Raw genomic sequence first — 10,845 nt, forward strand, 5'->3', positions numbered from 1 at the left:
AACGCTCCTGACCTCGGCTGCCGCGGGCGTTCTGGCTATCTTTTGTTCGCGCCCCTGCGCCGGCCTCGCGTCCTGACGACCTGACTCTTCCTTTCCCTGACTATCCACCCGTGCGCGGCCACCCGGTCGCGCCTTAACCCCAGAGCTATATGACCGACACCCACAATCCCTCGCGTGACGATTTCGCTGCGCTGCTCGACGAAACCCTTCAGGGTCGCGACCTCGGCGAAGGCCAGGTTGTTCACGGCCGCGTCGTCGGCATCGAAAAAGACATCCTGATCATCGACGTCGGTCTGAAGACCGAAGGTCGTATCCCGGCCCGCGAATTCGGCATCGGCGAAGGCGCCGTCATCCCGAAGGTCGGCGACAACGTCGAAGTCTATCTGGAACGCGTCGAGAACGCCCTGGGTGAAGCGGTCATCAGCCGCGACAAGGCCCGCCGCGAAGAAGCCTGGACCCGTCTGGAAGTCGTCTTCGCCGAAGGTCAGCCGGTCAACGGCGCCATCGTCGGTCGCGTCAAGGGCGGCTTCACCGTCGACCTGGGCGGCGCCTCGGCCTTCCTGCCCGGCAGCCAAGTCGACATCCGCCCGGTGCGCGACGTCGGTCCGCTGATGGGCAAGGAACAGCCCTTCGCCATTCTGAAAATGGACCGTCCGCGCGGCAACATCGTCGTCTCGCGTCGCGCCATCCTGGAAGAAGCCCGCGCCGAACAGCGCACGGAGCTGGTCGGCCAGCTGCAAGAGGGTGAAGTCCGCGAAGGCGTCGTCAAGAACATCACCGACTACGGTGCGTTCGTCGACCTGGGCGGCATCGACGGCCTGCTGCACGTCACCGACATGTCGTGGAAGCGCGTCTCGCATCCGTCGCAGGTCCTGGCCGTCGGCGACACCGTCAAGGTCCAGATCGTCAAGATCAACCCGGACACCCAGCGCATCTCGCTCGGCATGAAGCAGCTGCAGTCGGACCCGTGGGACGGCGTCGAAGCCAAGTACCCGGTCAACGCCAAGTACACGGGCCGCATCACGAACATCACCGACTACGGTGCGTTCGTTGAGCTGGAAGCCGGCGTCGAAGGCCTGGTCCACGTCTCGGAAATGTCCTGGACCAAGAAGAACGTCCACCCGGGCAAGATCGTCTCCACCTCGCAGGAAGTGGAAGTCATCGTCCTGGACGTCGACAGCGCCAAGCGCCGCATCTCGCTGGGCCTGAAGCAAGCCCAGAACAACCCGTGGGAAGCCTTCGTCGAGGCTCACCCGATCGGTTCGACCGTCGAAGGCGAAGTCAAGAACGCCACCGAGTTCGGCCTGTTCGTCGGCCTGGACAACGACATCGACGGCATGGTCCACCTGTCGGACCTGGACTGGAACGTGTCGGGCGAAGAAGCCATCCAGCGTTACCGCAAGGGCGAAACGATCAAGGCCAAGGTGCTGGACGTCGACATCGAGAAGGAACGCGTCTCGCTGGGCGTCAAGCAGCTCGGCGGCGACCCGATGGAAGGCGACGTCTACAAGCGTGGCCAGCAGATCACCGTCACCGTGACGTCGATCGAAACGGGCGGCATCGAAGTCAAGTTCGGTGAAGACGACGCGCCGGTCACGGCCTTCGTCCGCAAGTCGGACCTGTCGCGCGACCGCAACGAGCAACGTCCGGAACGCTTCGCCGTCGGCGATCGTATCGACGCCATGATCACGGGCATCGACAAGGCCACGCGCCGCGTCTCGGTGTCGGTCAAGGCGCTGGAAATGAAGGACGAGGCCGAGGCCATCGAACAGTTCGGTTCGTCGGACTCGGGCGCTTCGCTGGGAGACATCCTGGGCGCCGCGCTTCGCGAAAAGGCCGGTTCGAAGGACTAATCGTCCAAATCGACCAGAAAATGGGGCGGCTGGAGCAATCCAGCCGCCTTTTTTCTTGCGCGTCGGGCCAGAAGGCTGACCAATGGCGAGGCTAGCCTTTGAGAATCGCTCTTAATCTGACGCGCCCTCTTTATTCCTGTGGCGTCAGGCGGTTAGGGTGCGGACCTGAACGGAAGCGACTGCATCTGAAACAGCCACGGGCGGGGGCCTGAATGATCAAGTCTGAACTGATCGAGAAGCTGGCGGCCGAGAATATCCACCTCACGCACGCCGAGGTGGAACGGGTCGTCAACGTCATCCTGGGGCAGATGACGGAGGCCTTGTCCGATGGCGGACGGGTCGAACTGCGGGGCTTCGGCGCCTTTTCGGTGCGCAGCCGTCCGGCGCGCGTCGGCCGCAATCCGCGCACCGGCGAGACGGTGGAAGTGCCCGCCAAGGCCGTGCCCTTTTTCAAGAGCGGCAAGGAACTTCGCGAACGCCTGAACGCTTCCGGCGACGCCTGAACGAAAGACTGAAGAATGAGCCTGCTGACCGAGTTTCGTGAATTCGCCGCGCGCGGCAACGTCGTCGACCTGGCGGTCGGCGTCATCATCGGGGCTTCCTTCGGCAAGATCGTCACCAGCCTGGTCGATCAGATCATCATGCCGCCGATCGGCCTGCTGCTGGGGCGTGTCGACTTTTCCAAGCTGGAATGGGTCCTGGTGCCCGAAAATCCGGCCACCGAGGCGATCGAGAAGGTGGCCATCCAGTACGGCGCCTTCATCAACACCCTGATCCAGTTCCTGATCGTGGCCTTCGTGGTCTTCCTGCTGGTCAAGGGCATCAACAAGCTGCGCCGTGAACAGGCGCCGGAAGCGGCCGGTCCAACCGCGACCGAGGCCCTGCTGGCCGAAATCCGCGACGAGTTGAAGGCGCGCCCCTAGAGGTCGCCGCTGCCCTTCAGGCGGCGTCGCGAACGGTTTCTGTCGACGGGACGCGCCGGCCGATCGGCAGGGGGCGAAGGCAGAAGGCGTAGTCGCCGTCGTAGGGCGTGGGTCGCCAGTGGCGCCCCGCATCTTCAAGCTCTGGATCGAAATGGGCGTGGCAATGGCCCCAGCCGCCCTCTCGGCGCGCGCTGCGCGCCAGCGGACCCAGGGCGTCCAGCAGGGCGCCGTTCACCACCTGGAGGCGCACGCGGGCGACGCCCAGGCGCGGCGCCAGACGCAGCATGGCCTTGATCAGCGCCGAGGCCGCGTGCGGGGCCCGGTCCAGGGCGATCAGATCGACGACTTCCAGGGCGGGCGCTTCGATGGGGCTGCCCTTGCTCAAGACCGCCTGGGCGTAGCCGACCAGACGGCCGTCCTGTTCGCAGCCCAGCAACAAGGGGGCCACGGTCAGCTCCGGGTCCGCCATGCGCCAGCGCAGGGTTGCGGGGCTGCGGTCCGCGACCAGCCGACCCTGGCCGCGAAGTTCGCTCCAGAAGGCCGCCAGACTTGAGGTGTCCGACAGGTCGCTGATCCAATGGATTCCGGGCGGGAGGGGCAGGGAATGAAGCGGCTGCGCGCCGATTTGCTCGGCGTTGCGCGGCATCAGCCGCTCGCCCAGACGGCCGGCGAGACCGGGCGAGCGCTCCACGGCGTTGCGAAGCAGTCGTCCCCAGCCGCAGGTCACCGGGTCGATGATCCAGGCCAGCTTCACGTCGTGGCCGCGCTCGGGGCAGGGGCTGAGGCCCATGCGGGGATAGAGGCGGGCCGCCTTGGGGTTGGCGTTCAGCGTGTACCGAAAGTCGCCGTCGGCCTGACGCATCAGGGTGCGGATCAGACGCGGCGCGGCGCCGCGCTGGGTGGGCGGAACAATGATGGAAAAGCCGCTGGCGCCCAGGACGGGGCGGTCCATCAGCCAGAACCTCTGGATGAAGTTGCCGACGAAGGCGGCGGCCCGCCCCTCCTCGTCCGCGATCACCCAACCCAGCGGCGCCTGGGGCGACGGTCGCGCCGGATTGGCCGCCAGCCAGCGCCACCCCTCAAGCGAGCGGGCGTGCCAGCCGACCTGCTGATGCAGGCGGTTCACCTCGGGCACATCGGTCAGCTGAAAAGGCCGCGTAGTCACCGCTGTCCGTCCTTCCCGATTCAGGGCGCCGGGCGGCCCTGGCTGCACCCCAAGCAAGTTGCGAGCCAAGTGTAAAATCAACCCTAAGACGTGCCGAACCGCAACTGAGGCAAAGTCGCGGCGCGTTAACGCTTGTTACAACGGGCCGGTCGTGCTGTTTCTGCGGCCTTAATGCGCCAGTCAGGGCGTAGCATTTGGGAGAACGCCGTTGAGCACGACGGATGGGGGGGGCGCGCTGTCGGCGACGCCTCGCAAGACGTTTCTTGGACACCCGCGGGGGCTGGTGGTCCTGTTCCTCACAGAGATGTGGGAACGCTTTTCCTACTACGGCATGCGGGCTCTGCTGGTCCTCTACCTGACCCAGCACTTCCTGTTCGGCCCGAAAGAGGCGCAAGGCATCTACGCCGCCTATGCGGCGTTGGTTTATCTGATGCCAGTCATCGGCGGCATGATCGCCGACAAGTATCTGGGCTCACGCAAGGCGGTCATCATCGGCGCGGTCCTGCTGGTCGCCGGTCACTTCATGATGGCCTTCGAGGGCACGGGCGGGCGTGAAAACCTGACCATCGGCGCCACGACCTATGAGCTTCAGGTCGAGGGTCGCGATCAGAACCGCGCCATTTTCGCCGTCAACGGCGATGAGCGGACCCAGATCACGATTACGCCGGAAGGCATTTCCAAGGTCGGCGCCGAGCCGGCGGCGGCGATGGCGGCGGATGCGGCGGCTCGGGCCGTAGCCCCGGCGGCGGGCGGCTTCCCGGCCTTCACGGCCACGGAAGGCTACAAGCTGGAAACCGTTCGGGACCTCGGCTTTGGGGAGCCGGTCCTGTTCTTCGCCCTGTCGCTGATCATCGTCGGCGTCGGCTTCCTGAAGGCCAATATCTCGACGGTCGTCGGCGCCCTGTACGAAGAGAACGATCCCCGTCGCGACGGCGGCTTCACCATCTTCTACGTCGGCATCAACCTGGGTTCGGTCCTGGCCACGGCGGCCTGTTCCTACCTCGGCATCAAGTATGGCTGGGCCTATGGCTTCGGTCTGGCCGGCATCGGCATGACCCTGGGCCTGATTACCTTCATCCTCGGCCAGAGCTGGCTGGAAGGTCGCGGCGGCCCGCCGCAGCCGGAAATGCTCAAGACCCGCAAGGTCTTCGGCCTGCCGTTCGAAGCCATCTTCTGGATCGGCGGCCTGGTCACGGTCTTCCCGGTCTGGCTGCTGATGCAGCGTCACCACATCATCGAGACGGCCCTGCCCTGGCTGGCCGGCGTCATCTTCGCCTCGGTGGTCGGTTACGTCCTGTTCAAGCTGCGCGGCTCCGAGCGCACGCGCATGCTGGTCGCCCTGACCCTGATCTTCTTCTCGGTCCTGTTCTGGGCCCTGTTCGAACAGGCCGGCTCGTCGCTGACCCTGTTCGCGGACCAGTCGACGGCCATGCCGACCTGGTTCAATGCGCCCATGACCCAGATGTTCAACCCGGGCATCATCGTCATCGGCGGCCCGATCATCGCCGCCCTGTGGGTCTGGCTGGGCAAGCGCAACATGGAGCCCTCGACCCCGGTCAAGTTCTCCTTCGCCCTGGTCCTGGTCGGCGCCGGCTTCCTGCTGCTGACCTGGGCGTCGGCGACCCAGGCCAACGTGGACTTCCGCGTGCCGCTGCTCTTCCTGTTCCTGACCTACTTCCTGCACACGATGGGCGAGCTCTGCCTGTCGCCGGTGGGGCTGTCGATGATCACCAAGCTGTCGGTGGATCGCGTGGTGGGTCTGATGATGGGCGTCTGGTTCCTGTCGAGCTCGGTGGCCCACATCGCCGCGGGCTTCATCGCCCAGGCGACTTCGACCGCCACGGTCGCGGGCGTCGTCACCAGCCCGGAGCTGGCGCTGCAGACCTATGGTTCGATCTTCGGGACCATCGGCTGGACCGGCGTCGTCGTCGGCGTGGTGCTGCTGGTGCTGTCGCCGCTGCTGAAGAAGGGCATGGCGGGCGTCCACTGATCGCCTGACAGCCTTTGAGCCAAAATAAAGGGCGGCGTCTCGCAGGAGGCGCCGCCCTTTTCAGTTGTTCCGGGGAGGCCCCCTTGGTCCTGTTCGTATGGGGCCGAACAGGGCGGGGGGTCTTGTCATTGATCCTCAGAAGGTCTTGCGCACGCGGATCTGCCAGAAGGTGCGCGGGTCGATGAAACGGTTCTCGACATAGGAGACGGGGCGCGTGACGCGGTCGGCGAAGACGACGCGCTCGACGTTGAAGTCATTCCAGATGTTGACCTGGCCGCGGATCGACAGGGTCGGGGTCGGCTTGTACTCGGCCCACAGCTCGTAATAGTCCGTGCCGCGCCAGCCCGAGATCTGATCCGGCTGGTAGCCTTTCTGGCCCAGCAGCGGAATCCAGGCTCCGCCCCATTGCAGCTTCATCGAGGTGATGTCCTGCTCGAAGGTGATGACGGCCTGAGAGGCGCGGACGTTCGAGATGGGGCGCTGCTCGCCGGTGGTGGGGTCGGTGACTTCGGTCTTGTTCCAGGTGTTGCGGAAGCCGAACTTGCCGCCTGACAGGCCCAGCTTGTCCGTCGGGATCGTCACGTTCAGGGCCAGCTGGTCCAGCGTGCCGTCGCCGATGTTGCCGACCGCCGCATAGCCGCCGTCCAGCGGGATCACGTCGATGGCGTCGGTGATCTCGTCATGGCGCAGGCCCAGGCTGACGATGCCCTCGCCCCAGAAGCGCTTCTCGAAGGTCAGTTCGCTGACCCAGCGCGATTCCGGCGACAGGTTCACATTGCCGCCGAAGACGTTCTCGTCGGCGAACTCGGCCGAGGCGGCGAAGTCGTCGAAGTCCAGCTGGCCCACCGTGCGCTCGAAACGGGCGCGCACCTGAGTGTTGGCCATCGGGGTCCAGGTCGCCAGCAGGCGCGGCTTGGCGAAGAAGAAGCTCTTTTCCTGCGAAGCGTCGCCGGACTGGCTGATGGTCGAGGATTCCAGCCGCAGGCCGCTTTCCAGGCTCCACTTGGGATTGATGCGCCAGGTGGCCTTGCCGAAGAGTTCGCCGCGCGTTTCCTCGACCGTGACCGAGGCGGAGGGCAGGGGAACGGCCACGCCGCCGACCGAATAGCCCTGAACAGTCTCCAGCATATTGTAGGCGACCTCGCCGCCCGCCTCGAAGTCCATCGCCGGCGACCGCTCGTAACGGATCAGGCCGCGCAGGATGGTTTCGGAGCCCTCGCCGTTGGCGCTGAACAGCTTCTCGGGGCTGATGAGGGCGCCGTCCCGCTCGCGCGAAGTCGACAGATTGTCGAAGTCCTCGAACTCATGGATGAAGCGGGTTTCGAGCTTCAGCTTTTCGTTCAGCGGGCGCGTATAGACGACGCCGACTTCGCCGCTCTTGCTGTCGTTGTCATAGTAGCTCTCACGCAGGACATCGGGGGCGGTCTGACGGTTGATGTTGTGCCAGTCATTGACGCCGTACCGGGCCGTCAGGTCGATCTTGCCGCCCATGAAGGGGCTGGAATAGTTGCCCCGGATCGAGTTCCCGCCGCCGTAGCCGTCGTTGTAGTATTGCTCGGTGCGCAGGACGTTTCCGTTGGCGTCAACGCGCACGACCGGCCCTGCGCCGTTAGAGTCGCTGGACGAGATGCCGTCGCCCAGGGTCACGCCCCAGGTCCGCTCGCCTTCGCGGGCGGTGAACTGATAGGTGCCGCCGAACAGGTCCTGGCCGCCCTCGAACAGGCTCGCGTTGGCGGTCAGGACGTGTTCGCGGCTGGAGGTCGTCTTCAGGATGACGTTGGCGACGACCGAATAACCCTGCATGTCGATGCCGGGGGCGCCGCCGCGGACCAGTTCGATGCGCTCGACCTGGGTGGCGACGGTGCGGCCCAGGACGTTGGAGCCGGTGTCGTTCTTGGACGCCGGGCGCGCGCCGTTGATCAGGATGTTGCCGACCGCGCCTTCAAAGCCCCGCGCGCCGTCGCCGTCGTTGACCGAGAAGCCGGGCACGCGGCTGACCATGTCCAAGGCGGTGTTGGGGCGGGCGTCCCTGAAGAAGTCGGGGGCGAACACCAGGACGCCCTGATCGCTGGCCTGGGCGGTCTGGCGCGGGGCCGTCGGCGCGGTTTCGGCGAAAGCCGGCGCGGCGGCGGCGAACGCCAGTGCGGCGGTGGTGGCCAGCAGAATGGTCTTGGTCATAGCGTCGTCCCTCTCCCTCGGTCGTGGCGAGAGGTTTGGCGGGGGGCGGCTCAAGTCTCCAGTTACAAGCCTGACAGGTGGATTAAATCGCGGACAGCATTACCGATTAGTCAGATTACAGTCTGGTTAGATACTGTTACGCCAGCAGACATGACCCTTCGTATCCTTGCTGTTTCAGCTCTTGTTCTTGGTCTGTTTCTGGGTGCGCCCGCGCAGGCTCAGGATGCGTCGGCCATGCCCGTGACCACGGTGGACGAGATCATCGTCAGCGCCCGCCGCACCGAGGCGCCGATCTGGGAAGTGAAGCGCGGCGACAGCACCCTGATCCTGGTCGGCGCCATCAGCGGCGTGCCGCGCGACGTCGAATGGCGGCCCGAGGCGCTGGAGGCGGCGACGCGGCGCGCGCAGCGCATCCTGTTCCCGCAGGAGGGCCGGGCCTCGGTCGCCGACGTGCTGCGCCTGATCTGGCGCATCCGCACGGTGGCCACCCTGCCGCGCGGTACGACGACCGCCGACTATCTGGCTCCCGAGGTCCAGGCGCGGCTGGAGACGGTGATGGCGGATCAGAAGAACGACAGCTGGCGCACCAACAGCCTGATGATCCTGAGCATGGATCTGATGAGCGACCATGCCGGCTATGAGCGGGGGCGGACCCGCACGGCCGCGGACGTCATCAAGAAAGCGGCGCGCGACGCCCGCATTCCGGTGCGCCCGGTCGGCACGGTGCGCGGTGACGAGATCGTCGACAGCCTGATCACTGCGCCGCCTGCCAACTATGCGACCTGCCTGGAGCGCGCCCTGGCCGCCGCCGAGGCCGGGCCGGAGGGCGCCGCCATCCGCATCAGCGACTGGCGCGCCCGGCGCGTGCCCGAGGTCATGGCCCAGCCGCTGGAGCAGGCGCTGGGCCTGTGCTGGCCATGGGGCGACCCCGAGATCGCGCCCCTGCTGCGCCGCCAGTGGGCCGAGGCCGTGCAGACGGCGCTGGGCGAGCCGGGCGTGACCATGGCGGTGGCCCAACTGCGGGTCCTGGCCGAGCCGGACGGCGTGCTGGATGGGCTGGAGGCTCAGGGCTACGAGATCGAGGGACCGGCGTGGAAGGCGGACCGTGTCGTTGCGGGAACGTCAGGCCTGTCGTCTTAGCGATAATAGCGTCGTCTGGGGCGGGCCGTTCTGATCAGGCGATCATCTTGCGGAAGGACGGCGCAAGTGTTGACGGCGTGCGCGGTCTTCCAGCCTGGCGTTCTGCTCGTAAAGACAGGCGAGGCGAAGAAGATGCAGCCGCTCCTCCTCGCAATCCCTGGAATACGCCGACTCCTTGGCGCGCAAGGCCCGCAGACGATAATAGCTCATTGCCCCCTCGCCTGACCGCTGGAGCGAAGGCCAATGGCGAAAAGGGCGGCGGGCGACAGGCTGGGCATGGCCAATATACGAGGCGGGCCAGGATTGGTTCACAAACAATTCTGAAAACGACGTTGTCGTGGGCTGGTTCGTGCTGATAAGCCCCGCCGGCGCGCCTGGTTCTTGCTCTATTGTCCCGTCCGGCGCCCGTTCTGTCTTTTGATCTCTAGACCGCCGTGCCCCCCACCGTCAGGCCGCCGATCTTGAGGCTGGGCTGGCCGATGCCGACGGGGACGCCCTGACCGGCCTTGCCGCAGACGCCGACGCCGGGATCGAAGGCGAAGTCGTCGCCGACCATCTGGATATGGGTCAGGGCCGTGGCCCCGTCGCCGATCAGGGTGGCGCCGCGTACGGGGGCGGTGATCTTGCCGTCCTCGATCAGATAGGCCTCGGTGCACTGGAAGACGAACTTGCCGTTGGTGATGTCCACCTGGCCGCCGCCGAAGTTGGCGGCGTAGAGGCCGCGCTTGGTCGAGGCGATCATGTCGGCCTTCGAGTCCTTGCCGCCCTCCATGAAGGTGTTGGTCATGCGCGGCATGGGCATGTGGGCGAAGGACTGGCGCCGCCCGTTGCCGGTGGCCGTCGCGCCCAGCTGACGCGCCGACAGGCGGTCGTGCATCAGGCCGACCATGATGCCGTCCTCGATCAGGACGGTGCGCGAGGTCGGGGTGCCTTCGTCGTCGAATGACAGCGAGCCGCGACGCCCGGCGATGGAGCCGTCGTCCACGACCGTCACGCCCGGTGCGGCCACGCGCTGTCCCATCTTGCCGCTGAAGACCGAGGAGCCCTTCCTGTGGAAGTCGCCTTCGAAGCCGTGGCCGACGGCTTCGTGCAGCAGGACGCCGGGCCAGCCGGCGCCGAGGACCACGTCCATCTCGCCCGCCGGGCAGTCGACGGCGTCGAGGTTGACCAGGGCCTGGCGCAGGGCCTCGTCGATCTGTCCCTGCCAGCGGTCGGGGGCGAGCCAGGCCTCGAAGCCGGCGCGGCCGCCGGCGCCGGCCGAGGCGCTCTCGCGCTTGCCGTCGCGCTCGACCGTGACCGAGACGTTGACGCGGACCAGGGGCCTCACGTCGCTGAGCAGTCGCCCGTCGGCGCGCAGGATCTCGACCGTGCGACGCTCGCCGACGATGGAGGCCGAGACCTGAACCACGCGCGGGTCGCGGGCGCGGGCCCAGGCGTCGATTTCCGACAGCAGTTCGATCTTGTCCGAGAAGCCGGGCGAGGCGAGGGGATCGACCTCGTCATAGAGCTTTTGGTTGGTGGCGCGCGGGGCCTCGGCGGCGTGGCCGGAATAGCCGCGCTTGGCCAGCGAGGCGCTGTCGGCGGCGCGGCGGATGG

At 66.6% G+C, this 10,845-nt stretch carries 8 protein-coding genes; 5 read left to right on the forward strand and 3 right to left on the reverse strand.

What is annotated here, in order from left to right:
• Positions 1 to 149: 149 nt before the first annotated feature.
• The 3 genes from rpsA (at position 150) to mscL (ending at position 2,776) form a co-directional block, all read left to right on the forward strand.
• The gene (gene rpsA, locus HX774_RS03920; RefSeq protein WP_114815898.1) at positions 150 to 1,853 is read left to right on the forward strand and encodes a 30S ribosomal protein S1; all 1,704 of its coding nucleotides are present in this window, start codon (positions 150 to 152) and stop codon (positions 1,851 to 1,853) included.
• A 212-nt stretch (positions 1,854 to 2,065) separates the two neighbouring features.
• Positions 2,066 to 2,356, forward strand: coding sequence for an integration host factor subunit beta (locus HX774_RS03925; RefSeq protein ID WP_105562595.1), 291 nt, complete (start codon positions 2,066 to 2,068; stop codon positions 2,354 to 2,356).
• 15 nt (positions 2,357 to 2,371) lie between these two features.
• Complete coding sequence (gene mscL, locus HX774_RS03930; protein ID WP_178824401.1) at positions 2,372 to 2,776, forward strand: large-conductance mechanosensitive channel protein MscL; 405 nt, start codon at positions 2,372 to 2,374, stop codon at positions 2,774 to 2,776.
• 16 nt (positions 2,777 to 2,792) lie between these two features.
• Here the strand turns inward: mscL and HX774_RS03935 are convergent, their stop codons facing one another.
• Complete coding sequence (locus HX774_RS03935; protein ID WP_178824403.1) at positions 2,793 to 3,941, reverse strand: N-acetyltransferase; 1,149 nt, start codon at positions 3,939 to 3,941, stop codon at positions 2,793 to 2,795.
• Positions 3,942 to 4,149: 208 nt separating this feature from the next.
• Here HX774_RS03935 and HX774_RS03940 point away from each other — a divergent pair, with 208 nt between their 5' ends.
• Positions 4,150 to 5,931 carry a peptide MFS transporter gene (locus HX774_RS03940; protein WP_178824405.1) on the forward strand — a complete coding sequence of 594 codons (1,782 nt, stop codon included), beginning with the start codon at positions 4,150 to 4,152 and terminating at the stop codon, positions 5,929 to 5,931.
• Between the two features lie 135 nt (positions 5,932 to 6,066).
• Here the strand turns inward: HX774_RS03940 and HX774_RS03945 are convergent, their stop codons facing one another.
• Complete coding sequence (locus HX774_RS03945) at positions 6,067 to 8,109, reverse strand: TonB-dependent siderophore receptor (protein WP_178824407.1); 2,043 nt, start codon at positions 8,107 to 8,109, stop codon at positions 6,067 to 6,069.
• A gap of 234 nt (positions 8,110 to 8,343) precedes the next feature.
• On the opposite strand from HX774_RS03945, the gene HX774_RS03950 reads away from it, so the two are divergent.
• Positions 8,344 to 9,249 carry a TraB/GumN family protein gene (locus HX774_RS03950; protein ID WP_255500006.1) on the forward strand — a complete coding sequence of 302 codons (906 nt, stop codon included), beginning with the start codon at positions 8,344 to 8,346 and terminating at the stop codon, positions 9,247 to 9,249.
• 424 nt (positions 9,250 to 9,673) lie between these two features.
• Here the strand turns inward: HX774_RS03950 and HX774_RS03955 are convergent.
• The coding region (locus HX774_RS03955) for a metallopeptidase TldD-related protein (protein ID WP_178824411.1) at positions 9,674 to 10,845 on the reverse strand (1,172 nt) is incomplete at its 5' end.

This window comes from Brevundimonas sp. P7753, assembly GCF_013386595.1.
Taxonomy (GTDB): Bacteria; Pseudomonadota; Alphaproteobacteria; order Caulobacterales; family Caulobacteraceae; genus Brevundimonas; species Brevundimonas bullata.

Bases quoted from the DNA above. Each gene is read 5' to 3' on its own strand.
- mscL (WP_178824401.1), top strand. From the start codon at position 2,372: ATGAGCCTGCTGACCGAGTTTCGTGAATTCGCCGCGCGCGGCAACGTC.
- HX774_RS03950 (WP_255500006.1), top strand. From the start codon at position 8,344: ATGCCCGTGACCACGGTGGACGAGATCATCGTCAGCGCCCGCCGCACC.
- rpsA (WP_114815898.1), top strand. From the start codon at position 150: ATGACCGACACCCACAATCCCTCGCGTGACGATTTCGCTGCGCTGCTC.
- HX774_RS03925 (WP_105562595.1), top strand. From the start codon at position 2,066: ATGATCAAGTCTGAACTGATCGAGAAGCTGGCGGCCGAGAATATCCAC.
- HX774_RS03945 (WP_178824407.1), bottom strand. From the start codon at position 8,109: ATGACCAAGACCATTCTGCTGGCCACCACCGCCGCACTGGCGTTCGCC.